The 24,886-nt window shown below is 54.0% G+C and carries 21 protein-coding genes; 8 read left to right on the forward strand and 13 right to left on the reverse strand.

What is annotated here, in order from left to right; translation table 11 throughout:
• Nucleotides 1–87: 87 nt before the first annotated feature.
• Nucleotides 88–897, forward strand: coding sequence for an XdhC family protein (locus AC559G_RS05775; RefSeq protein ID WP_498911828.1), 810 nt, complete (start codon nucleotides 88–90; stop codon nucleotides 895–897).
• On the opposite strand, the gene hydA is transcribed toward AC559G_RS05775, so the two are convergent.
• Nucleotides 889–2,289, reverse strand: a complete 1,401-nt coding sequence (gene hydA, locus AC559G_RS05780) for a dihydropyrimidinase (RefSeq protein WP_498911829.1) — start codon at nucleotides 2,287–2,289, stop codon at nucleotides 889–891. The genes AC559G_RS05775 and hydA overlap by 9 nt on opposite strands.
• Nucleotides 2,290–2,317: 28 nt before the next feature.
• Entirely contained in the window at nucleotides 2,318–3,514 is a 1,197-nt protein-coding gene (dpaL, locus tag AC559G_RS05785; RefSeq protein ID WP_095844823.1) for a diaminopropionate ammonia-lyase, read from the reverse strand.
• A gap of 310 nt (nucleotides 3,515–3,824) precedes the next feature.
• On the opposite strand from dpaL, the gene AC559G_RS05790 reads away from it, so the two are divergent.
• The gene (locus AC559G_RS05790; RefSeq protein WP_498911830.1) at nucleotides 3,825–5,588 is read left to right on the forward strand and encodes a sigma-54 interaction domain-containing protein; all 1,764 of its coding nucleotides are present in this window, start codon (nucleotides 3,825–3,827) and stop codon (nucleotides 5,586–5,588) included.
• A 13-nt stretch (nucleotides 5,589–5,601) separates the two neighbouring features.
• On the opposite strand, the gene AC559G_RS05795 is transcribed toward AC559G_RS05790, so the two are convergent.
• The 9 genes from AC559G_RS05795 to AC559G_RS05835 are packed head-to-tail and all read right to left on the reverse strand — an operon-like array spanning nucleotide 5,602 to nucleotide 15,739.
• A complete protein-coding gene (locus AC559G_RS05795) occupies nucleotides 5,602–6,171 on the reverse strand; it encodes an NTP transferase domain-containing protein (RefSeq protein ID WP_095844825.1) in 570 nt (189 codons plus the stop codon).
• A 19-nt stretch (nucleotides 6,172–6,190) separates the two neighbouring features.
• Nucleotides 6,191–6,649, reverse strand: coding sequence for a (2Fe-2S)-binding protein (locus AC559G_RS05800; RefSeq protein WP_095844826.1), 459 nt, complete (start codon nucleotides 6,647–6,649; stop codon nucleotides 6,191–6,193).
• Between the two features lie 3 nt (nucleotides 6,650–6,652).
• Nucleotides 6,653–9,862, reverse strand: coding sequence for a molybdopterin cofactor-binding domain-containing protein (locus AC559G_RS05805; protein ID WP_498911957.1), 3,210 nt, complete (start codon nucleotides 9,860–9,862; stop codon nucleotides 6,653–6,655).
• Between the two features lie 29 nt (nucleotides 9,863–9,891).
• Nucleotides 9,892–10,845 carry an N-carbamoyl-D-amino-acid hydrolase gene (locus tag AC559G_RS05810; protein ID WP_121554649.1) on the reverse strand — a complete coding sequence of 318 codons (954 nt, stop codon included), beginning with the start codon at nucleotides 10,843–10,845 and terminating at the stop codon, nucleotides 9,892–9,894.
• A 30-nt stretch (nucleotides 10,846–10,875) separates the two neighbouring features.
• On the reverse strand, nucleotides 10,876–12,111 hold the full coding sequence (locus tag AC559G_RS05815) for a Zn-dependent hydrolase (protein WP_498911831.1): 1,236 nt from the start codon (nucleotides 12,109–12,111) through the stop codon (nucleotides 10,876–10,878).
• Nucleotides 12,112–12,143: 32 nt separating this feature from the next.
• Nucleotides 12,144–12,899: an ABC transporter permease gene (locus AC559G_RS05820; RefSeq protein WP_416262247.1), complete on the reverse strand. Its 756-nt coding sequence runs from the start codon at nucleotides 12,897–12,899 to the stop codon at nucleotides 12,144–12,146.
• Between the two features lie 14 nt (nucleotides 12,900–12,913).
• A complete protein-coding gene (locus AC559G_RS05825; RefSeq protein ID WP_095844831.1) occupies nucleotides 12,914–13,690 on the reverse strand; it encodes an ABC transporter ATP-binding protein in 777 nt (258 codons plus the stop codon).
• A gap of 35 nt (nucleotides 13,691–13,725) precedes the next feature.
• On the reverse strand, nucleotides 13,726–14,763 hold the full coding sequence (locus AC559G_RS05830; RefSeq protein ID WP_498911832.1) for an ABC transporter substrate-binding protein: 1,038 nt from the start codon (nucleotides 14,761–14,763) through the stop codon (nucleotides 13,726–13,728).
• A 40-nt stretch (nucleotides 14,764–14,803) separates the two neighbouring features.
• Nucleotides 14,804–15,739 (reverse strand): MurR/RpiR family transcriptional regulator, encoded by a 936-nt coding sequence (locus AC559G_RS05835; RefSeq protein WP_121554651.1) that lies wholly within the window; start codon nucleotides 15,737–15,739, stop codon nucleotides 14,804–14,806.
• 114 nt (nucleotides 15,740–15,853) lie between these two features.
• Between AC559G_RS05835 and AC559G_RS05840 the strand changes: the two genes are divergently transcribed.
• Nucleotides 15,854–16,297 carry a hypothetical protein gene (locus AC559G_RS05840; protein ID WP_498911833.1) on the forward strand — a complete coding sequence of 148 codons (444 nt, stop codon included), beginning with the start codon at nucleotides 15,854–15,856 and terminating at the stop codon, nucleotides 16,295–16,297.
• A 162-nt stretch (nucleotides 16,298–16,459) separates the two neighbouring features.
• Here AC559G_RS05840 and AC559G_RS05845 read toward each other — a convergent pair whose 3' ends face one another.
• Nucleotides 16,460–17,806 (reverse strand): MFS transporter, encoded by a 1,347-nt coding sequence (locus AC559G_RS05845; RefSeq protein ID WP_498911834.1) that lies wholly within the window; start codon nucleotides 17,804–17,806, stop codon nucleotides 16,460–16,462.
• Between the two features lie 368 nt (nucleotides 17,807–18,174).
• Between AC559G_RS05845 and AC559G_RS05850 the strand changes: the two genes are divergently transcribed.
• Complete coding sequence (locus AC559G_RS05850) at nucleotides 18,175–19,641, forward strand: apiosidase-like domain-containing protein (protein ID WP_498911835.1); 1,467 nt, start codon at nucleotides 18,175–18,177, stop codon at nucleotides 19,639–19,641.
• Between the two features lie 149 nt (nucleotides 19,642–19,790).
• Here the strand turns inward: AC559G_RS05850 and AC559G_RS05855 are convergent, their stop codons facing one another.
• Nucleotides 19,791–20,741, reverse strand: a complete 951-nt coding sequence (locus tag AC559G_RS05855) for a sugar-binding transcriptional regulator (protein WP_438597327.1) — start codon at nucleotides 20,739–20,741, stop codon at nucleotides 19,791–19,793.
• A 315-nt stretch (nucleotides 20,742–21,056) separates the two neighbouring features.
• Between AC559G_RS05855 and AC559G_RS05860 the strand changes: the two genes are divergently transcribed.
• The 4 genes from AC559G_RS05860 to AC559G_RS05875 all read left to right on the forward strand — a co-directional run bounded on the left by AC559G_RS05860 (nucleotide 21,057) and on the right by AC559G_RS05875 (nucleotide 24,825).
• Entirely contained in the window at nucleotides 21,057–21,887 is an 831-nt protein-coding gene (locus AC559G_RS05860; RefSeq protein ID WP_498911836.1) for a transketolase, read from the forward strand.
• Nucleotides 21,880–22,833, forward strand: a complete 954-nt coding sequence (locus AC559G_RS05865) for a transketolase family protein (RefSeq protein ID WP_498911837.1) — start codon at nucleotides 21,880–21,882, stop codon at nucleotides 22,831–22,833. The genes AC559G_RS05860 and AC559G_RS05865 overlap by 8 nt, the downstream gene beginning before the upstream one ends.
• A 261-nt stretch (nucleotides 22,834–23,094) precedes the next feature.
• Nucleotides 23,095–24,612, forward strand: a complete 1,518-nt coding sequence (locus AC559G_RS05870; protein WP_498911838.1) for an FGGY family carbohydrate kinase — start codon at nucleotides 23,095–23,097, stop codon at nucleotides 24,610–24,612.
• Between the two features lie 18 nt (nucleotides 24,613–24,630).
• On the forward strand, nucleotides 24,631–24,825 hold the full coding sequence (locus tag AC559G_RS05875) for an SDR family NAD(P)-dependent oxidoreductase (RefSeq protein ID WP_498911839.1): 195 nt from the start codon (nucleotides 24,631–24,633) through the stop codon (nucleotides 24,823–24,825).
• Nucleotides 24,826–24,886: the final 61 nt, after the last annotated feature.

Below are 24,886 nucleotides of genomic sequence, written 5' to 3' on the forward strand. Positions count from 1 at the left end.
TCATTTGCTCTGCGCGGCATGCAATATGCAGGCACAAAATTTGCATTCTCCCATTATTACTCTTTTTTTATTTACGCGAGGTACGGAATGGGACTTTTTACTCAGGCAGCGGAGTTGGAAAAAAACAACCGGGCTTTTGCGTTTATCCAGATTGTCGAAAGCCGGGGTTCAACACCCCGCCATAACGCCAGCATGCTGGTCGATGAGGACGGTAACAGCATGGGAACCATTGGCGGAGGTATGATGGAACGATTGGTACTGGAACAGGCTAAAGAAGCCTTGGCGCAAGGAGAGTCCCGCGTGTTCTGTGGGCGCATGGCACGCCAGGGGGAAGGTGCAGTAGGTTCAGATTGCGGCGGGGCCATGAAGGTACATATCGCGGTGCAGCCGCGCCGCCCACAACTGGTGCTGCTCGGCGCAGGCCACGTTAACCGAGCCATCGCCGTGGTTGCCGCACCGCTAAACTTCGAAATTACGCTGGTTGATACCTGGCCGGAAAATCTGGGCCACCCTGACCTCCCCGCCGCCAGCCGCAAGCTGCTTGCAGAGAGTTTTACTGCCGGTATTCAACAGTTGAAGCTGGACGAACATAGCTATGTCGTCATCGCCACTAACCACCAGGACAAAGAGGCGCTGGAGCGCACCATTGGCAGCCCGGTGCGCTATCTGGGGTTGCTGGCCAGCCGACGCAAAATCCAAACCTTCCGAGCCGAACTGGAAAAAAACGGTGTTGATGCCGCTGCTATTGCTGCGCTGCGTTCCCCCATCGGACTGGATATCGGGGCAGAGACGCCGGAAGAGATCGCCATCAGCGTGCTGGCGGAGATCCTCCAGGTGAAAAACGGCGCCAGTGCGGCATCACTCCAATCCGACCTGGTAGCGGCAGTATCAGAATAGCCCGTCGATAGGCGGCGCGCTAAAGGGCTCACGCCGCAAAAAGCGCCCATGGCCAGCGCGGCCGATGAACGCGCCATCCCGCCAAACGATCTCGCCCCGGCTGAGGGTCATAACAGGCCAGCCGAGGCACGCCATTCCCTCATAGGGAGAGTAGTCGCCGTTATCGTGCATTTCCTCATGGCGAAGCGTGACGTGACGCGTGGGATCGAACAACACCAGATCGGCATCAGCGCCGGGCATCAGGTTGCCTTTCTGCGGCCACAGACCAAACAGCTGCGCGGGGCGGGCACTGGTCAGCATGACAAACTGCTCCGGGCTGATGCGCCCAGCCATTACGCCGCTAGAGTAAAGCAGCGCCAGACGGTTTTCTACACCCGGCAGCCCATTGGGGCAACAGCTAAAATCCCCGCCGGAGATCGCTTGGCGTTGGCGCAAAGAAAAATTGCAGTGATCAGTCGCCAACGTCGAGATACTGCCGTCAACCAACCCTTGCCACAACGCCGCTTGTTCCTCCTGCCGGCGCAACGGCGGGCTGAGAATATACTTCAACCCGTCTGGCTCGCGGTAACGGCTGTCGTCCAGCAGCAAGTATTGCGGGCAGGTTTCAGCCCACACCGGCTGACCATTGCGCTGCGCCAGACGGATATAATCCAGCCCCAGGCCATTAGATAGGTGAACGATATACAGCGGCGCGCTGTCCGCCAACGCCGCCAGGTTGATCATGCGCGCGATCGCCTCCGCCTCGCAAGCTACCGGTCGGCTCAAGGCATGATAATGGGGAGCGGTATTACCCTGCCGCAGAAAAGCATCGCGACGTAACCGAATCGCCGCATCATTCTCCGGATGCACCGTGGTTAACGCCCCAATCTGGCGCAGCCTCTGTAATACCTGTAATACCGCTGTGTCATCCAGTTTGTACTGGTAAGTCAGGTAGAGTTTGAAGCTGCTGATCCCCTCCTGCTCCACCATGGCGGCCATTTCATCCAGAATAGCGTCGTCTACATGCTGCACCACACCGTGGAAACTGTAATCGATAACCGCCTGGCCGTCGGCATAGGCATGATAACGCGCCAGTTGATGATGCAAATTACACCCTGCCGGGCCAAAGCCCATATGATCGACAATGGTGGTAGTGCCGCCGCACGCCGCTGCTCGGGTACCGGTAAAAAAATCGTCGCAGCTGCGGCCGATCCCCACATCAATGTTGAAATGGGTATGCACATCGATGCCTCCAGGCATCACCTGATACCCGGAGGCATCAATCACCTCCATCTCCGGCGTGATGGTAATATTGTGTCCGCGCTGCGCGATCCGCCCACGTTCAATCAGCAAATCCTCATCATATTGCCCCTGATGATCAACCAACGTACCGCCCTTAAGTAAACGCTTCATAAGGCTCTCCAACTGCAACAGGGGATAGTTAACGCATCTGCGGGATGCCTTCCCACACCACTTCTCGATAGTGCTGGCGATCGGTATCACCTTCAGAACTGACTATCAGCACGCAGGAAGCGGCATCCAGCCCCAGTTGAGCCATCAGAGCCTTGCGCCGGGGGCTGTGCAATATCGCCGCCAGCACCCCCATGCCGATCGCGCCTGACTCGCCGGAAACAATGCGTGCGTCCTGCCCTAATGGATTGCCCAGGACACGCATACCGAGCGCCGTCACGCTGTCTTCGCAGGAAATAAACTGGCGGGAACAGTCACGCAGGCGTGGCCAACCCAATGGGTTAGGTTCACCACAGGCCAGCCCCACCATCATGGTGTCCATAGCGCCGCCCACGGCAACAATCTCCCCTTGCTGTGCGGAACGAAACAAGCAATCGGCACGATCCGGCTCAACAATAACCGCGTGTAACGGCGCCGCACCGTAACTGTTGACCAGATAGTCCAACACCCCCGCCGCCATCGCGCCAACACCGGCCTGCAGGAAAACATGCGTCGGCGTTGGCCAATGATGCTCAGCTATCTGTTCTACTGCCTCCACCGCCAGCGTCGCATATCCTTGCATAATCCAGGCGGGGATCTTTTCGTAACCCGGCCAGGCGGTATCCTGTACCACCGTCCACCCATTTTCCTGTGCAGTTTGCATGGTCAGGCGCACGGTATCATCGTAGTTCATGTCGGTGACGATGCACTCCGCCCCCAGCCGGGTGATGTGAGCCACCCGTTCGGCGGATGCGCCCTTCGGCATATAAACAACCGCCTGTTGCCCAAGCGCCTTGGCGGCCCAGGCTATCCCGCGGCCGTGGTTGCCGTCCGTGGTGGTGGCAAAGGTGATACGTTCCGGCAGCGCGCTACGGCCTTGTTCAAAGGTAAAATCCTCCAGCGCCAAGTGGTATTTTTCGCATACACAACGGGCAATGGCATAAGCGCCGCCGAGGATTTTGAACGCGTTCAGCCCGAAACGCTGAGATTCATCTTTCACCAACACACGTCCCACCCCCAGTTCAGCGGCAAACGCCGCCAGTGAGTACAGCGGCGTGGGGCAGTAGCCCGGCATCCGCTGATGAAAGGCGCGCGCTTGTTCCGCCTGCTCCCGGCTGAATAAGGCATTCCCTTGTGGGGTAAAGTGAGCGTTATCGGCAATTTGCATCCGTAGTGAAAATGTTGACATGTCGGCATCCTGATGACGTTGATGGAATGATTCATCTTCGACGGGTTCAATATCTGTGCCAATTTGTGGTTGCAGCAGAAACAGCAATGTCGAATAATCAAAAACAGGGGGAAAATGAGATATCACACCCCATTGCGTGGCCGCTCACGGCGTCGTTCCCCAGCATTTCCAGCATTGGCTGGCGCCATTCCCCCATCACGCCTCGTTGCGACAGGCGAAGAGATGATGCACATTCTCAAAATGAGAAACTGCCGCGCAGCGTTGTCCTTGACGGCAGATCCCGACTTCACCAGGTACAAGAGCGTAGCCTATGACGAGCCAGACCCTGTCTCTGATGCACATCCAGCCCACTATCCGGCATTTCACACAGATGCTCAGTCAGGTATTGCGGCTTGAAGTCGAAATCGTCGATAACCAGTTGCTACGCGTCGCGGGAAGTGGCCCATATCGTTCCCGCATCGGCCGTCAGTCGGATAATACCCGCCTATTGCAATACGTTATTGATAACAAGAAAGAGAAAGTGGTCATTCATTCGCAGCACGATCCTATCTGCCAAAGCTGCGGTCAATATGGCCACTGCGGCGAACTGGCCTTTCTCGGTCTGCCGGTGATGCATGAAGGCACCTGCTTAGGCGTAATCAGCCTTGCGGCGATCAACCCGGAACAGCAACAGCGGTTACAAGAAAACATCGCTGTTTTCTCCGATTATGTGCGGCATATTTCCTCGTTGTTGATGGCTAACCTGACGAAAAATCCCACGGCCAACGATGATATGGATGTTTTGTTCACCACGCTTATCAACAGCATGGATCAGGGCATTCTGGTGCTTGATGAGCATGGCATCATTACCTTTGCCAATCAGAATGCGCTGAGGCTGCTCAACACACGTTGGGAGACGCTTGCCCAAACGCCGGTAACCATCCGCCCGTTAGTCGCCAGTAAAGACTTTGCCAACGGCAATGCCCAACACGTGATTTCCTTCGCGGCCCGGCAGGAAGTGGTGATCGGGCAGCACCATAATGGCAAAAACCGGCAGTTGTTTCTGTTTGCCTTCCATCAATCCGAACGCCCAGCGCCGGTCGAAGAGGCGGACAGCACCCCCCATATTGGCCAGTTTATTGGCAATGCGCCTGCGGTTCAGGCGTTAAAGCAGCTCATCGCCCGCTTTGCCGACAGCCCCTCTAGCATCATGATCACCGGGGAGAGCGGCAGCGGTAAAGAGGTACTGGCACGTGCCATCCATGAGATGGGACGGCGCAACGCGCATCCGTTTATTGCCATTAACTGTGCTGCGATCCCAGAACACCTGCTTGAGAGCGAACTGTTCGGCTATGTCAAAGGCGCATTCACCGGCGCCGCCCCCAACGGCAAGGCAGGGCTGATTCAGTCTGCACATCGTGGCACGCTCTTCCTTGATGAAATTGGCGATATGCCGCTGGCGTTGCAGGCCAAGCTACTGCGGGTTCTGGAAACGCGCGAGGTTATGCCGCTGGGGGCCAGTAAGCCGGTAGCGGTGGATATTCGGATCGTTTCCGCTACCCATCAAAATTTGGCGCAAGCGCTCAAAGACGGAGCGTTCCGCGAAGATCTTTACTATCGTCTTAAGGTGATTCCAGTGGAGATCCCGCCATTGCGCGAACGCACTGCGGATATCGAACTGCTGGTGCACCATTTTCTCAACCTGCATACCCGGCGCATTGGCAGCACCTACCCTGGCGTTAGCCGGGAAGTCATGGCATTGCTGCGCCATTACCGCTGGCCGGGCAATGTGCGCGAATTGAGTAATCTGGTGGAGTACCTGGTGAATATCGTGCCCGACGGCGAGGTGATTGATCCCACGCTGCTGCCGCCGCACTTCCATAACACGGCGGCGGCAATGCGGCCGGCGGCTGAAACCGCCGCCAGTGACGCCTCGCGCGCCGCGCCCCCCAGCCTGAAGCAATTGGAGCACCAACGTATTGAAGAAGCATTGCGCCGTGGCATGAGCAAAACGCAACTGGCGCAAGAGCTGGATATCAGCGTTGCCACCCTATATCGAAAAATCAAAAAATACGAACTGCGCGATATTCACTAGCCTGCTCAGTCGGCTAACGCCGGCGGAGCAACCGCTGGTACTGCTCCGGCGTATCCATATCCCAATGGATCGCGCCATCGGCCACCGGCACCCGCCGTTGGCCGTGACGTGCGATAAGTACTTTCATCGACGTGTCGTTATCCGCTGCCAGTACCCGCCCGCGCATGGCGGGCGGCAACAGTACCGGGTGCCCCTTTCCTTGTGCGTATTCTGGGATCAGGCAGCGCGCATCGCGTTGTTGCCACAGCGTGCGGTACACCGCCCCGCTGACAGCGGGCATATCCCCCAATGCCAGAAAGAAATGTCCACCGCCAACGGCCTCTACGCCGCAGCGGATAGAAGAGAACATGCCTTCGGTAAAGCATTCATTATGGCGCAGCGTGATGCGCGAATTATCGCCATAGCGCCAGTTCAGCTCCGCCCCGCGAAAACCAGTGACCAGCACCACGCGATCGCAGAAAGATAACGCCGCTGCTAGCGCGCCGTCGAGCACCGTTCCCTCGCCCCACGGCAGCATCATTTTCCACTGCCCCATGCGGCTGGAAAGCCCCGCCGCCAGCATCAGACAGACCTTTGGTTTCATCTTGCCCGCTCCAGCGCGCTCACTGGGCCAACACCGCTTTAATCGAGGTGATAATCGGCTGGTAACCCGTGCAGCGGCACAGGTTGCCTTCCAGCGCCTCGCGGATCTGTTCGTCATTCGGCAACGGGTTGGTATCCAAAAGCGCTTTGGCGCTAATCAATACGCCGGGGGTGCAGAAGCCACACTGCACGCCGCCGTAGCGAATGAAGGCATTTTGCAGTTTAAGCCCCACAGGATCCTGATGTAGCGCTTCCACCGTGGTGATATCAGCGCCATCGCACTGAGCCACCAACAGCAGACAGGAACACACCGCACGGCCGTTCATGATGATCGAGCAGGCACCACACTCCCCGACGGAACACCCCTCCTTGGTGCCGGTCAAACGACGGACTTCGCGCAGATAATCCAGCAAACGGACATTGTCATCAACGCTGGCCTGCACCCGGATACCATTAATCTTCATTTCTACATCAATCATCTGTCACTCCTGTTCCGCCAGTTCCGCCATTACCTGCCGGAACATATCAAGATAAACCGGGATTTTATAAGGGGCGGACCAGCGGCCGCCGATAGCCTGCGTCATCATGGTTTCCAACACGGCGGCCGCATGATCGATCACCGCTTTCGTCGGTGGGTTACCCAACAACGCGTCCTCTACCATCGTCAGCCTTTGCGGCTTGCCGAATACGGCGCCATCCACCAGGCGGCACAGTTCGATATGCCTTTGTACATCTAAGCGAAACAGCGCAGACAGGCTTTGGCGTGTGATATTCACGGCGATACGCCTCCCCAGTTGCAGATAAAACTGTTGCAGCACGCCCGTTGGCGGGGGCGGTAAGATAATGCGGGTTAACAATTCCCCCGTACGTAACGCTGTACGGTAACCACCAGTAATAAACGATTCGAGCGGCACGCGACGGCTGCCACTGACGGTACGCAGCTCAACTTCAGCACCATAGATGATGAGCGGCGGCACAGAGTCCGCGCAGGGCGCAGCATTAATGATGTTTCCCCCCACCGTGGCCCGGTTACGCAGTTGCAAAGATCCTATCGTGCGACACGCGGTGACCAGCAGCGGGTAGTCCCGAACCAAACGCGCGTTGGCCACCAAATCGGTGAAACACATCCCGGCACCAATGCTGAAAGTATCGTTTTCCTCATGAATACCGCGTAATTCGTTCAACCCAGCGATATTCACCAGGCGTACCGGGGTTGTTTTCAAGCGAGCCTGCACCAGCACATCGGTACCTCCCGCCAATGCCTGTACGCCCTCTTGAGCCAGCAGTACCAATGCCTGTTCCAAATTGGCGGGCTGGCTGACCGTCAGCGTGTTCAGGCGCTGCACCTGTTTACGCTCACCTTCATGCGCTTGCACTTCGCTCTGCCGCGCCGGTTTTTTCAGGTTGTAACTCAGCCGTACCTGTTCCAGCGTCAGCGGTAGCGTGCGATTCCAACGGCCAATGGCAAAACTCACCGCATTGTTCAGCGCTGCACCGCCCAGTTCCAGCACCGGCTCGCCAATCACCTTGGCGCCGTAGGGACCGGCTTTGTCGTGGTTTTCCACCGCAATCACCGTAATATTCGGTATGTCACGAATCGTCGGCAGCAGGTAGGTATCAAAATTCTCTGATTTAACCTCCCCATTTTCGATATTGAAATCTTCCAGCATGCCGTAGCCGATCATGCCCTGCACCACGCCGCCATACACCTGCCCTTCAAAACCGACGCGGTTAACGACCTTGCCCACATCATGCACCGCCGTGATATCCAGCAGAGTGATCTTGCCGGTACGGGTATCGACAGCCACATCCGCCACCTGACAACCGTATACCCAGGTGAAATAAGGGCTGCCGCATCCCTTTTCCTCGTCCCAGTGAATGGAGGGTGCCACATGCCAGCCGTAGGCGGAGAGATTAGCGCCGGTGGCTCTGGTGAGCGTAACCACCTGACAAAAATCCATACTGCGGCTCAGGTCAACGCGGTTGAATACTTTACCCTCTCGCCACATTAGCTCATCAATCCCGCTCGCCCCCAACTGCGTTGCAACGGCGTCAGCCATGCGTCGTTTGATCTTACCTGCCGCGTTGAGCACGGCCTGCCCGCCCATTAGCGTACCGCGTGACGCCACAGTGGAACCGCCATCGGCGATCATCGCCGTGGCCGGATCGGTAAACATGATCCATGAGAGCGGCAAACCAAAGGCTTCTGCCGCAATCATCGACATCGCCGTTTGCAGCCCTTGACCATTCTCCGATACCGCTGTGGAGATATTGACGCTGCCATCCGCATTGACCTGAATCAGCGCTGACGAGGCATCTAATCCCTCGGCGCCCAGTGAACATCCCCGGTGGCTTAATGCCAGACCGATGCCGTATTTAATCGGCCCCCCCTGCGCATTCAACTGCTGGTAGCGTTCGCGCTTGGCCATAAACCCGACGCTGTTAGCTGCTTTCATCAGAACTTCTTCGGCAGATACCCGGTGTTCGCTGAATACCTGTCCTGCCATACTGGTATCCCCCTGCTGCAGGATATTGCGCTGGCGCAGCTCCAACGGCGACAGTCCGAGCGCGGCGGCCACTTCATCCATCAACGATTCGTTAGCCAGAATGACCTGTGGCGCCCCGAAACCACGGAACGCCGAGGTGTAGTTGTTATTGGTATACACGCCCGTCACATCCACACGTACATTTGGAATGCGGTACGGCCCCGCCGCCTGTACAGAACTACGCCAGGTGACAAACGGCGTTTGCCCGGCATAGCTACCGCCGTCCGCCAGCACGTCAATCTTGATCGCCTGAATATGTGCGTCGTCATCCAGACCAATTTTATATTTCATCTTGTAGGGATGGCGCTTGTAGCTCTCCCGCATCGATTGTTCGCGGTTGTAGGTAAATTTGACCGGCCGGCCCGTCAAGTGACATAGCAGCGCCGCGCGGCACGCCAGATGATCGATAATATCGTCTTTGCCGCCAAAGGAGCCCCCGACGACAGCTCGTTTGACGTTAACGCGCGCTTGCGGCAGAGCAAGATATTTCGCCACGAAGCCGCGCACGCGATGGGCATTCTGTACCGAACCCGATAGCGTCATGATCTGTTCGTTATCATCGAACCAGGCAATGATCGATTCCGGTTCAATGTAGGCATGCTCCTGATACCCCACCTCATATTCCCGCTCAAAAATATGGCTGGAAGCAGCGAAACCCGCCGCAACATCGCCTTTGATCGTATGGTGGTGATTGATCACGTTGCTGGCGCTGCCGGGATGGATCAGCCGGGCCCCCGGCTTCAGCGCATCATCCACGCAGGTGATGGGTTCATACGGCGTATAACGCACACGAATCTTATCCGCCGCCAGACAGGCTGACTCATAGCTTTCAGCGGCAATCACGGCAATGACATCGCCACGAAAAGCGATGTTCTCGTTCACCAGTGGCGGATAGTCGGCCATCACCACACCAATATGACTCTCACCGGGAACATCGCGCCAAGTGGCGATCTTCACCACGCCCGGTACCTGTAATGCCGCACTAAGATCAACCGCCTCCACCCGCCCCGCGGCGATATCCGCATAGCGGCACACGCCGTACAACATGCCTTTCAGGACGATATCATCACCGTATACTGCGCTGCCTTTGACCTTGGCCAAGCCATCCACGCGCGGCACTTCATGGCCAACCACTTGCATTTTCATCACGCCTTTCTCTTCTGCCATGACTAACCTCATTTGCAACGTGGGTTGCCATCTGCCAGAAACGCTTCACCCTTGAGCATGGTAATAGGGCCGTACGCATTGGGCTGGCGATGCAAGTCGAAATTAAACGTGGTGCGTTTGTAGATCTGGCAGAAATCGAGATCGCAGTGTGCAATCGCCACCTCATCACCTTTGGTGACGCAACTGGCCACCACCTCGCCAGAAGGCGCAATAATGCAACTGCCGCCGATATGCTCCACGCCCTCTTCCGTGCCGGCTTTGGCCACGCCGACAACCCAGGTGCCGTTCTGATAAGCGCCTGCCTGCATGGAAAGCTGATTATGAAACAGCGACAGGTCATCATGCTCCGGCGCAGGGGCGTTGTGCACCGGGGTGTTATAGCCGATCAACACCATTTCCACGCCCTGTAGCCCCATAACGCGGTAGGTTTCGCACCAGCGGCGATCATTACAAATCGCCATGCCAAACCGGCCGTCAAAGGCGTCAAATACCGGAAATTCACCGCCCGGCGTGAAATAACGTTTCTCCAGATGCTGAAACTCACGCCAAGGTTCATATTCACGGTGCCCCGGCAGGTGTACTTTGTGGTATTTGCCGACGATGTCACCGTTTTTATCCACCAGAATCGAGGTGTTAAAACGTCGTTTTTTGCCCTGTTCCACGCTCAGTTCGGCGTAGCCCAGACAAAAACCCACCTGTAATTCACGCGCCAGATCGAACAGCGGCTGCGTCTCGTTTCCCGGCATGGCCGTTTCGCACCAACCGTCCAACTGCGCTTCATCTTCGATATACCAACGTGGGAAAAAGGTGGTGAGCGCCAGCTCAGGATAAACAATCAGGTCTGCGCCCAGTTGGTGAGCTTCCCGCATCAGGCTCATCAACCGCGCCACCACGGCGGCACGGGAATCCTTTTTATTGACCGGCCCTAACTGGCCAATAGCAACATTGACATAACGCGCCATGTGTATTTTCTCCTCTAAATGCATTCGGTATCAGGCACGGTCGGCGCGCTGTATCACCACGCCTAGCAGAACGTTCGCACCCGCGATCAAATCCTGCGGTGCCGTAAACTCCTGAATGTTGTGGCTTAGCCCCGCCCGGCTTGGCACAAAGATCATCCCTGCCGGGCAGATAGCCGCCATGATTTGCGCATCATGCCCAGCGCCGCTCGGCATGCGGCGGGACGGTAAACCGCGTTCGCGCACCTGTTCCGCAATCAGCGCTACCATGTCCGGTGCAAACCGGGTCGGTTCGAAACGAGCCAGCGTTTTGCGTGACAGCGCTACCCCTTCCTCTTCTGCCGCCTGTGCGGCAAAGGCCCATAGGCTCTGTTCTGCCTGGCGCAGTACCTGCGCATCGGTATTGCGTAAATCCACCGTCAAGGTCACGATTTCGGGGATTACGTTGACCAGATTAGGGTTGAACACCACGTGCCCGACGGTTGCCACCTGATCGCCGCCCAGTTCTTGCGCCAATTGACGGGCGAAAACGCCAATGCGGGCAGCTACATACCCGGCATCTCGGCGCAAACGCATCGGCGTGGTGCCCGCATGATTGGAAACACCTTGCAATTGGAACTCGGTCCAAGAGATGCCTTGCACGCCCTCCACCACCCCAATGGTAAGCCCTTCTTCATCCAGCACCGGTCCTTGCTCGATGTGTAGTTCGACATAGCTGTCCACACGGTTGTTACCGACCGGAGCCGGGCCGTCATAGCCGATTTTCCGTAGCGCTTCGCCCACGGTAACGCCGTCGATACCGCGCGATTCCAACGCGGCTTCCAGTGACAGCCCGCCCTGATACACCTGGCTGCCCATCATGTCCGGTTGAAAACGTGAACCTTCTTCGTTGGTAAAAAAGGCGACGGCAAGGGGCCGACGCAGGCGCAACCCCGCATCTTTCAACGTGGCAATCACCTCTAATCCAGACAGCACACCGTAGTTGCCGTCATAAAGTCCGCCCGTCGCCACGGTATCAATATGCGAGCCCATCATCACCGGCGGTGCATCGGTTAAGCCGGCGTAGATGCCAACGGTATTGCCAATAGCATCTATCGTGATATCCAGCCCCAACGCCCGCATGCGCGCAACGGCCCAATCCCGTCCCTGCCTGTCTTCATCGCTGAGCGCCAGACGGCACACGCCACCCTGTGGCAACGCCCCAATCGCGCCCAGTTCATATAGCGACGCCATCAGGCGTTCGCCGTTAATGTGTAAATCGCTCGTCATAGCATATCTGTCCTCATTTTGGCTGGGCCGTATCAGCGATGCGCCCAGTGCGTCATCCGTTTTTCAACAAAGGCGAAGATCTCGTACATCACCACGCCCATCGCACCGATCACGATCAAACCGGCGAACACCAACGCCATATTCATGTTGGAACTTGCAGACATCATCAGATAGCCAATGCCCAGGTTGGAGGCCACCGTTTCTGAAATGACCGAGCCAACAAACGCCAGCGTGATCGCCACTTTCAATGAGGCAAAGAAGTAAGGCAGCGAACGGGGCAACCCGACCTTTTTCAGAATGTCGATACGCGAAGCGCCCAGTGAACGCAGCACGTCCTCCATCTCCGGCTCCACGGTGGCAAGCCCGGTGGCCACATTGACCACTACCGGAAAAAAGGAAATGAGGAAGGCGGTGGCGATAGCCGGCACGGTACCAATGCCGAACCACACCACCAGCACCGGGACAAAAGCCACTTTAGGGATAGAATTAAACCCCACCAGCAGCGGGTATACGGATTTATACACCAGCGTGGAGGCGCCTACGGCCACCCCCAACACCAGGCCGAAGGCAACCGCCAGCACAAAGCCCACCAGCGTGGTATAAAGCGTCTGTAATGAATGGGCGGCGATAGGGCGCCAGTCAGCAATCAATGAACGACCTACATCGCTCAGTGAGGGAAACAGGTAGCTGGGGACATTAAGCCCCACCACCACGACCTGCCAGACGACCCCGAGCAGGATCAACAAAGCCCAGGGGGCAATCTTGATTAACGTATGGCGAGATATCACGATTGGCTCTCCATTTATGCATGATGCTGGGAAGAAATGTGTTCACGCAGTTCGAGCACATAGCGAGAAAAGGCATCGGTGTAGGCCACCTGAAGATCGCGTGGACGTGGTATCTCGATCTCCCGGCGCGCAATAATCCGCCCTGGACGCGCACTCATCACGTACACGGTATCGGCCAGAAATACGGCTTCACGCAGATCGTGTGTGACCAGCACCACGGTGAAAGGCGCTTCCTGCCACAGATCTCGGACCATGCACCACAGCTCCTCACGGGTGAATGCATCCAGCGCGCCGAACGGTTCATCCAACATCAGCAAACGCGGTTTATGGATCAGCGCGCGACAAATAGAGGCACGCTGTTGCATGCCGCCGGACAGTTCCCACGGGAATTTGTCTTCATACCCCTCTAGCCCAACGCGTTTGAGCAACGCACGTGCTTGCTCTTCATACTCGCGCCCTTTTTTACGCCGCGTAGAGCGGTAAGGCTCCACGATCTCCATTGGCAGCATGACGTTTTGCAGCGTAGTGCGCCACGGCAGTAAGTTAGAAGCCTGAAACGCCATTCCGACGCATTTCTGCGGCCCCGACACTTCACGCTTATTGACGAAAACGTAGCCCTTGCTTGGCGCGATCAGCCCCGAGGTCAACTTCATGAACGTCGATTTACCACAGCCGGAAGGGCCGACCAGCGCCACGAATTCATTTTCATTGATACTGAAATTAATATCCTTTATGGCCAGCTGTTCGCTGTTGTATGCCAGGCTGACATTCTCGAATTTAACGAAGCTCATTTATCACCACCTGAAATCATGCTGCCTTGAAGAAATTACCGCACTGCGCGATCTGCCGGCGCCGGTAACAACGCGCTGGTGAACAACACATCAGCCTTAGGCGTCTCTTTCAAATCGAAGGCGGCAACCACATCGGCGATGGCTTTGTTCAAACGTTGGGCGTCCACATCGCCCAAGCCGTTTTTCCTGGTCTCCGGCGTCACAACCAGTTGGCCAAACGCCAGCTCCAGGCGGCGGGTTTCCAGCGGCAGGTCAATCAATGAATCCTGCTGTTTGACAAATTTGGCTGCGCTGATGGGATCGGCGAGCGTTTCTTGCACGGCTTTATTAAAGGCACGCAAGAAGGCTTTGATGGTATCCGGGTGTTTTTCCAACATCTCTTTGCTGGCAATAATGGTGTTGCCGTACAGATCGACGCCATATTGCGCATACGGGAAGACAACCAGATCGTCCGCCTTGACCCCGCGCGCTTCCAGATTCAGCAAATTGGTAAAATAGAAACCGGAAATGGCATCGACGTTTTTACGTACCAGCAGGTTGGCGGTAACGGTAGGATCCGCGGATTGCCAGGTGACCGCATCCTTGTTTAGCCCCACTTTTCTTGCGAAAGCCGGCCAGGCTTTGCGCGCCGCATCGAATACAGGGGCAGCGATCGTTTTGCCCTGCAAATCTGCCGGCGTTTTCACCCCAGAACTTTTCAGCAGGAACACGGCGGCCGGAGTGACGTTATACAACATGTAAACACCTTTGATCCCAGTACCGGGATGCAGAGATTCCTGTTCGATCAATGCGTTAAAATCAGCAAATGCCATGTCATAGGCACCCGTTGCCACACGGGTCACCGCCCCGGCGGAACCGTTGCCCGAGTCAATCTGTACGTCCAGCCCTTCCTGAGCGAAATAGCCCTTGGCCTTGGCCATTAAAAATGGGGCCGATGGGCCTTCAAAACGCCAATCGAGCGAAAATTTCACCTTGACGGGATCTGCCGCATAGACCTGTGTGGCTAATACGGATAGAGACAGTAGCGCCGAACAACCCAATTTGTGCATTTTTGCGAATGTGGATGTCAACATCACGAATGTCCTCGATTTAGAAAGTCAATGTGTAACAGGATTAACCACGGTTTTTGTCGTCCGCCGATGAGCGCGGAGCAAGCTGATACAGGTCGCCAATCTGCTGATGAATATCCTCCATGCGTTGCATGCGTTGGCTTGCCTTCTCGGAACAACAGGCCGCCAGCTCGTTGCCGATAAAATTGACCATGCTGATGGCGGCGGTGTAGGAATCAAAAATATCGCTGTATTTTGCGGCGCAGGGGATGACCACATCAGCCAGCGCGCAGACGTCAGAAACAAGGGTGTTGCTGAGCACCACAATGCGCGCCTGATAATTTTTCGCCACCCGCACCAGGTGTGGGAGCAACTGGATCTGGCGAGGGAAATCCACGACGAACAGCACGTCCGTCGCGCGGATATCTGCCAGCACATCGGCAAATTTTGCAGCGGGATCGTTCACCAGTTGCACGTCATTCAATACGTGCGAAAACAGCGATTGAGCGTAGAAAGCAGGCGCATAGCTATTGCGAAAGCCCAGAACCCAAACGCGCCGCGCATCACGCAACAATTGCACCGCGCGTTCCAGCTCTTCTGACAGGCTATCGCGCTGCATGCCCGCCAGATTTTCGCGTTCCCGCTCAATATGAACATCAAGCCGTTCGTGTATCGTCATCGGGTGTGGCGTGCGCTGTTCCAGATTGGTGAGCGGCGAATAGCCCATCGGTTCAATACCACGGCACTTCATACGAAATTGGTTGAAATCCTGAAAACCAAGGCGCCGAAATACGCGTGCAGCCGTGGATTTGGAAACACTAGCCAACTGTGCTAACTCCGTCGCGCTGTAACTCGCCAGCTGATACTGATGCGCAAGAATGACATCCACCAACTTCTTCTCCGCCGGCGATAAAGCGCCGTAGTTCAGGCGGATGGCGGTTTGTAACTCACTTAATACGCTTGTGTGTTCTTCTGGTGTGGATAGCGCGTTATTCATCATGCCCTCTTTCTACGTGATACTTAGCGTTTCGTGGTGCAATCTGCGCCATGAAATGGCACAAGTGTTTTATTAATTAATAATCAAAGAAACACCTGTACCAACATTAAGCAAAGCGTGGGCCAAACCCATACTGACAAAAAGGATTTTTTTATTAACTTGATAAATAATGCTTTTATTCTTTTACGCGAAAGGAAAAATACGCATGGCGAAGCGGAAAGGAAGACAACAAAACAATTATGGTGCAAATTCCGCGCGCAGCGCACCACAATGAAGCTAAAGGAGCAGCGAGGAAACCACACTAAACCAAGCCATTTTACTGATTCCTGGCTAACGGCAACGTTTATCTGCGGGGATGAAGCGCCATGCCGCCGGAGGTTGATCGCTGAGATCTGTCTGGCCACACGGCGGCAAGTTGAAAGGCGCACCGGTGCTGCTGAGCCCGAATATATTCAAACTAATATTATCAGGCCGTACACTCAGCAGGGCAGTGAACATGAGGAACAGCATGGAAACCGCACAAAAATGGGCCACGTCACGATTCGGCCCATTTATTGTTGACTGAAAACCACGTCCTGTGGGTATGGGCATCAGCGGGCTTTGGCTCTGCCTTATTATTTTTGGATTTAAATCTAACAGTACGGGTGAAACCTCTTTTAGGTCTCTGAGTACATTCCCATGGGGCACGATAAAATTCGCCTTCATAGAAAGCGAATTTTTACGTTATTTCGCAACGGCTTCAGCCATTACTGGGGGTTTTTTATCATCGAGCTTAAACATAAACAACAAACCGAAAGTGATCAGATGGAAAATCGCAGGCACGCCCGCAATCAGCCACAGGATAGCCTGCATTGAATCTTCGGATACCGCCTGGCCGGCCTGATAGCCACTGGCCGACAACACCAGGCCGACCATCCCACCGGCCAGCGCCAGCCCGACTTTCATCGAAAAAAGCGTACCGGCGGCGATCACGCCGGACATTTTAACCCCGGTTTTCGCCTCGCAGTAATCCGCGCAATCTGAGGGCAATGCCCAGATGACGATAGAGCCCATTTCAGCCATCAACACGGAAACCACCAACAGCACACAGGCCAGCTCTGTTTGTTGCGGATTGACAAAAAAGAGACACAGTGCGGCGATACCACCACCGATATGAGCAAATTTTAACGTGCCTAATTTCGACAGCGTTCCGCGTTTGATCAATTGAATCGCGATCATCGGTGCAATAATGCCGGCAATCGCCGTTGTGGATAACAAGCCAGACACAAAAACATCGCTGCGCCCCAGAAAATATTTAACAAAATAAATGGTGACACTGCCTTTAATGACAAAAGCAATTGAGCTCGTTACCTGAGTCAGGAAATAAACCACCACCGGTTTGGTTTTCAGCATAATACCGATTTGCCTGGTAAACGACATTTTCGCCTCAGAGCGCGCGCTCTGATAGCGCTCTTTGGTGCCCCAAAAACATAACAGCATAAACACCGTCGCCAGCACGGCGATGAAACTCATTGCCACCATATAGGCCCGTGCCTCATTGGTTTTGCCGTACCAGGCAACAAACATCGGCACAACGGTGGAGCAAATTAAAAAAGCCATTTTCGCCAGCGGAAAACGCCAGGAATTGGCGCTTAGGCGATCCATCGGATCGGCGGTTAATGTCGTCAACAGCGCGACATAGGGCACAACCGTTGAGGCATACATCAGAATTAAAAAAAGGTATGTCAGCGTAGCGTAAATCAGTTTCCCCGTCGGCGAGAAATCCGGCGCCAGAAACACTAACAAGCAGGAGACGCCATAAGGAACTGCCAGATATAAAAGGAATGGCCGATAAGAGCCATGCCTGGTTCGGGTTCTGTCAGCAATGTTGCCGATGAAAGGATCAAAAAAGGCATCCACCAGGCGCGCAACGATAAACAATATCCCCATAGCCGCTGCGGAAATGCCCAGAACATCCGTATAAAAATACGGTAAAAACATCATCGTCATACCAAGAAAAATATTGGCCGAAGAGTCACCAAGGCCGTAGCACACCTTTTCTTTAATCGTCAATTTTGATTGTGCATCCATAGCCACCATCCAGAATAAATATTCAACAGTGAATTAAGATTCAATAAAGTGTAAGCCCATATATTTAAAATTGGCAAGTAGAGAAATGGCACACTGTTAGCATCATCACAATTCCATCCTGAACCCATCTCTCAAAAAACAAAAAACCAAATAAAATCAATAAAATAAATTAATATTTATTTATCTAAACCATTTTTAATCATTATTTATTTGCACAAACCGTAATGGTTAGCTGAAGAGATTGAGCATATTTTTGTGATCACATGCGCAAAAAACAATCTTTCCAGTGGAATGCTATTCTTCGCACTCTTACCATTTAAAATAAATAATCACATATGAATATATATTCAATGATGAAAGGTGGGTCTATGCATCAGAAAGTCAGCCAATGGCAACGGTTTGAAAGGCAGTTTTCAGTAAACGCTGCTCCAAGCCATTTCACTGATTCCTGGCTAACGGCAACGTTTATCTGTGAGGATGAAGCACACACGGTATATGGCTTCTACAACGATAACGGTGAATTTATCCTGCGCTTTATGCCGGACAAAGCGGGCGACTGGCATTACACACTGGCATCCAACCTGCCGGCGCTGAATGGTCAACAAGGTGAATTTACCTGCGTGGTCGATCCGCAGGGAAAAGGCCCGGTCAGGCGCGATGGCGACTGGCATTTTCATCGTGCCGACGGAACGCCTTGGTATCCCTTCGGCACCACAGCCTATGTCTGGAATTACCAGAGCGAGGCCGTGCAAGCGGAAACTTACGCGTCTCTCGCCGCCAGCCCGTTCAACAAAATTCGAATGTGCGTGTTTCCCAAACATTATCGCTATAACCTGGCCGAACCCAAGCGTTTCCCCTTCCCTGGCAATATCGAAATAGGTTTTGATTATTCCCGCTTCAACGTCGATTTTTTCGCCGAGCTGGAAAAACAAATCGCGACGCTGGCGGAAATGGAGATTGAGGTCGATCTCATCATCTTCCATCCCTATGATCGTTGGGGCTTCAGCGCCATGCCGCCGGAGGTCGATCGCCGATATCTGCGTTATCTGGTCGCACGGCTGGCGTCGTTTAAAAATATCTGGTGGTCGCTGGCTAATGAATTCGATCTGTTGCATGACAAAACCATGGCATTTTGGGATGAAGCCATTGCCCAAATCCGTCGCGAAGATCCTTCCAATCACCTGATATCCATTCATAACTGGCATAACCCACCGATTCATTATCGTTCCAACGCGCACTGGTACGATCATCACAATCCGGCTTTAACCCACGCCAGTATCCAACACCATGACATGCACTTTGTCCCCGAATGGCGAGAAACGTTTAAGAAACCGATCGTAATTGATGAATGTTGTTATGAGGGCAACGTCGATCTTGGCTGGGGGAATATTACTGCGCAAAAAATGGTTGCTCAATTCTGGCACGGCGTATGTCTGGGCGGCTATGTCACCCACGGCGAAACCTTTCTTAGCGATGATGACATCATCTGGTGGTCACACGGCGGCAAGCTGAAAGGCGAAAGCGTGGCACGTATTGCTTTTTTGCGGCAAATTCTCGAAGAAGGGCAGGCCAAACGTTTGGCGCCGCTGCCATGGGACTGCCATTGGGATAGCTCAATGGGCATCAGCGATGGCAACTGGGGGTTGTTCTATTTTGGCGAATATTGCCCAGGCTATAAAATGATGACTATGCTGGCAGAAAACACGCAGTGGAAAGCCGACATCATCGATACCTGGGCGATGACCATCACCCCAGTGCCCGGCGTGCTCCAACATGGCGATAAGTTGGATTTGCCCGGCAAACCCTGGATAGCCCTGCGCCTGCAGCGCGTTTAGTGTATCCTGCCGCCCGGTAATCCCCTCATTACCGGGCGGTAACCCGCATAGGCGCTTATTGGCCCACGGGCAACGGCAAAGGGTACATAGACAAACACACCGCGAAGCCAGCGCGCTTATAAAAGCACAATCATTTTAAAAGATAAAAATCATTCTTTGATCAGTGAACGGGCGGTTGGATAATCAGTTATCAATACATCAATATAATCGCCCTGTAGCGCGCCGCGAATCGCGTTGCTTTTTTCCACGCCCCCGGCCAATGCAATCACATGTTGGCAACTGTGAATTTGCGCCAGTTCCATACCGATAACCGGATCTTCATCCGCACTTAATACCGGCTTGCCGTTGGCATCGTAGTAATGCAAACAGATATCCCCTACCGCACCGCGCTCGGCAAGCAGTTGGAGCATTTCTTCGTTGTAGTAGTTTCCAGAGTTCTTCAACAACTGTGAGGGTTCCAGCACCCCAATACCGACAATCGCCACATCCACTTGCGCGAATTTATCCACCACGGCCGCCACATCCGGGCTGTTCACCAGCCGGGTCCGTTCCTCTACGGAATGTTCAATACTTTGCGAGGGCAGCAACCATGCCGGGCAGGCAAGATGCGCCGCCAACTGTTGGGTGAGAATCGTTGCCTGAACGTTGCCGTTTGGCCCAACGCCGCCTAAAAGCTGAATAACCCCCGCAGCACGAATGTTCTGCGGGTGCATTTCATCCACCATGCAGCGAATCGTACCGCTCCAGGAGGAGATCCCAACCAGATCTTCCGGGCGTAAACGCGTTTCAACATAGTGCGCTGCCGCGCTGCCAATGGCGCGCTTGATTTGTTCACTACCGGCATTATCCCCCACGTCAACAACGACTGCCTGGCGAATCCCAAAGCGTTGTTCAATGGCCTTTTCCAGCTCAACAAATATGTTGGTCGGTTGTACGACGGTGATTTTCACCAGCCCTTCTTTCTGGCAACGCGTCAACGCTCTTGAAACAAAAGATTGCGACAGGTGCAGTAACGAAGCTATCTCCGACTGTTTTTTGTTCTCGCTGTAGTAAAGTGTGGCAATCTTCACCAGCAAACGCTGTTCATCCTGTTTCGACATGGCATTCCCCTTGGATTCTTGTTTGTTATTTTTATTCATCGCTGAATAGATAACAAGCGCGTATCCATTCCACCTCTTTATTCAAATGTGATCGTTTTCTCCTTTTTTAGAAAATTGCCGGTACAAGTCGTAGACAAACCCGGCAACAGAGCCTATCTTATCCCTATGAATAATAAATCAGCAGTGAATATATATTCAGAGCGATGCGTAATCACCTGTTCTGTCAGCGTGTTAGCAATATCAGAACAATCGAGGCTCTTTTTCACCCTGATTGAATATTTATTCAAAATGGCATTTAAATTCAAGAGGTGTTCTATGAATCCGTTTTCGCTCTCCATCGCAGCGTTAGAAAAGAAAGCACGTGCGATCCGCCGTCGTATCATTGTGTTAAACGCCGAAAGCCCTGCCGGTGGGCACACTGGCGCAGATCTGTCGCAGGTTGAACTGCTTACCGCGCTCTACTTCCGTATCCTTAACTGCTCGCCACAACTGCAAAACAGTGACGAGCGGGATATTTATATTCAGTCCAAAGGGCATGCCGTGGGCGGTTATTACTGCGTTCTGGCAGAGGCGGGGTTTATCCCAACGGATTGGCTCGCCACTTATCAGCATGCCGATTCGCACCTGCCGGGGCACCCGGTGCGCCATAAAACGCCGGGCATTGAGTTAAATACCGGCGCATTGGGCCACGGGCTGCCCGTTGCAGTTGGCATCGCGTTGGCAGCCAAACGCGATAACAGCCAGCGGCGCGTCTTTGTCGTAACCGGCGATGGCGAACTGGCGGAAGGCAGCAACTGGGAAGCCGCGCTGGTCGCCGCCCATTACCAGTTGGATAACCTCATCATTATTAATGATAAAAATAACCTTCAATTGGCCGGCCCGACCAAAGACATTATGAATACCGATCCGCTGGATGAAAAATGGCGCGCTTTTGGTATGGAAGTCACTGAATGCAAAGGGAATGACATGGCCGACGTGGTCAGTACATTGGAAGGTCTGCAACCCAATGGCAAGCCGCACGTCATTATCGCGCATACCACCAAGGGCGCAGGCGTTTCCTTTATACAAGGGCGCCCCGAATGGCACCACCGTGTACCAAAAGGTGAAGAGATTGAACTGGCGCTGGAGGAACTGAAAGATGAGTAATAGCGAACATCTCGCCAATGTTATGGTGAATGCATTTATTGATGCCGTGGCGCGCGGTGTGGATCTGGTGCCGGTAGTGGCCGATTCAACATCAACCGCCAAAATATCGCCGTTTATCAAGCAATATCCAGAACGCCTGGTGAACGTCGGCATTGCCGAACAAACGCTGGTCGGCACCGCCGCGGGGCTGGCGCTGGGCGGTAAAGTTGCCGTCACCTGTAATGCCGCGCCCTTTTTAATCTCCCGCGCCAACGAACAAATTAAAGTTGATGTCTGCTACAACAACACCAACGTAAAACTGTTTGGCCTCAACGCCGGCGCCAGCTACGGGCCACTGGCCAGCACGCACCACAGTATTGATGATATTTCCGTCATGCGCGGCTTTGGCAACATTGAAATATATGCGCCGTCCAGCCCGCTGGAATGCCGGCAGATTATCGATTACGCGCTGGCTCATGTCGGCCCGGTGTATATCCGTCTTGATGGGAAAGCGCTGCCTGAACTGCATGATGAACACTATCAGTTTACGCCAGGCCAGATTGACGTCCTGCGCCAGGGCCGGGATGTCGCATTGGTCGCCATGGGCTCAACCGTGCACGAAATCGTCACCGCGGCGGCACAACTGGCGGAGCACGGCATTGAAGCCACAGTGATCAATGTGCCTTCCATTCGTCCATGCGATACCGCGCAACTGCTGCAAATCCTCAAACCGCACCAGGCCGTGCTCAGCGTAGAAGAGCATAACATTAACGGCGGCGTCGGTAGCCTTGTCGCAGAAGTTCTGGCCGAGGCGGGGTGCGCAATTCCGTTACGCCGCCTGGGCATTGCTAACGGCGGCTATGCCATCGCCGGCGATCGCGTGGCAACGCGTGCCCATCATGAAATAGATGCCGCCGGCATCGTGAAAAATGCCACCGCCCTGCTTCAGGCGCAGGCAAAAGAATAACAAGATTACCCGATGACGATAGGTTCAGGTTTTGACCTCCAGCGAGTATCTTGGCCTGCCGAGCAAGGCACCGTTGACAGGGCAATCATCCAAGGGCGGATTGAGGCGAGACAAACAGGGATGTTTGTTGTAACCGGGTCTCCGGCCCTGACAATTATACACAATCGCCACTGAATATATATTCATTAAAAACATCAAGGGCGACAGCCAGCGAAGCTGACTGACATTAACAATTCAAATATGATTTGGAGAAAACCTCCTATGTCAGCTGTAAAAAATATTATTATTGCCCTTGATGAGGGAACCACTAATGCCAAAGCCGTGGCTCTGGACGGCGAAGGTAACGTCCTGTGTAAATTCTCGCAGGCATTATCGATCCAAACCCCACGCGAAGGATGGATAGAGCAATCAGGCGAGATGCTGATCGCGGCATCAACGAAGGTTATCGCCCAGGCGATTGATTTTGTCGGTTCAGAAAGCGTGGCCGCACTGGCCATCAGCAACCAGCGTGAAACGGCCATTGGTTGGTATCGCGGCAATGGCACGCCGTTAAACGCAGCAATCACCTGGCAATGTTCCAGAACCTCAGAGTATTGCGAGAGCATTCGTAAAGATCAGCTCGAAAAAAATATAAAATCCGCCACCGGCCTCCCCGTCGCCCCGTTGTTTTCGGGTTCCAAAATGCGCTGGCTGCTGGATTCAATACCGAACGGTTACTCGCTTGCCGCAAAAGGCGAAATTTGCCTTGGCACCATTGATGCCTGGCTACTCTGGAACTTTACCGGAGGAGAGTCTTTTTACTGCGATTATTCTAACGCTTCAAGAACCCAGCTACTGAATATTCATACCGGGCAATGGGATCCTGAAATGCTCTCCATTTTTCAGATCCCGCAAGCCGCCCTACCCGAAGTAAAACCCTCCGGCAGCCACTTTGGCGTGACCAAAGGATTAAACGGCATTCCTGACAATATCCCCGTGCTTGCGATGATCGGCGATTCTCACGCGGCTTTATTTGGCCACGCCTTAGGGGAATTCGGCTGTGTTAAAGCCACCTATGGCACCGGCTCCTCTGTCATGGCGCCGGTTAAATCCGCTCAGTGTGATATTGATTCGCTTGCAACCACTATCGCCTGGCATGATGGCAATGAAATCGTCTATGGCCTTGAAGGCAATATCCCACATACTGGCGATGCCGTGGCATGGATGGCAGACAGCACGGGGTTAAGCGAACTCCCCGCCCATGAATTATCACACGAATTAAGCACATTGCCAGCTTCCGTCGAATCGACGATGGGGGTCTATTTCGTTCCCGCGCTCACGGGCCTTGGGGCGCCCTGGTGGGACGAGAACGCCAGGGGGTTAATTTGCGGCTTAAGCCGGGGGGTAAAACGGGCGCATCTGATTCGCGCCGCACTGGAATCCATCACCTACCAAATTGCCGATGTCGTCATCGCGATGCGTCAGCATTCAGATTTTACCCTGAATGCACTGATGGTTGATGGCGGGCCAACGAAAAACGACTGGTTAATGCAATATCAGGCAGATCTGCTCGGCTGCCCGGTAATGCGCAGCGATATTGCTGAACTTTCTGCCATTGGCGCCGCCCTGTTGGCCAGAAAAGCTCTTGATGGTTCGACGTCTGACGCGCTTCGCCCTTTGCTTTCGCAACATACTCAGTTTCGTCCGAATATGGAGCGCCATGGGCGTTTACAAAAGCGCTGGTGTGAATGGCAAAACGCAGTGGAACGCACTATTTGGAAATCAGGATTAAATAAATAACACAGAAAGGACATAAACATGGGTGGTGAATTTAAAAATAAAACGGTTGTTATTACAGGAGTCGCCCGGGGAATTGGTGAAAGTATTGCTATTCGGTTTGCAAAGGCCAGCGCCAATCTGGTGATTGCCGATTATGCTGATGAGATTACATCGACGGCAATCAGAAATTATCATAACGCACTATACAATAACTCCTTTTTGATTATGTTATAAGAAAGCGGATCATTTATTATGACGAATAATTAATCATTGCGAAAGTGCTCGCATTATATAC

The organism is Gibbsiella greigii (genome assembly GCF_039540155.1).
Taxonomy (GTDB): domain Bacteria; phylum Pseudomonadota; class Gammaproteobacteria; order Enterobacterales; family Enterobacteriaceae; genus Gibbsiella; species Gibbsiella quercinecans.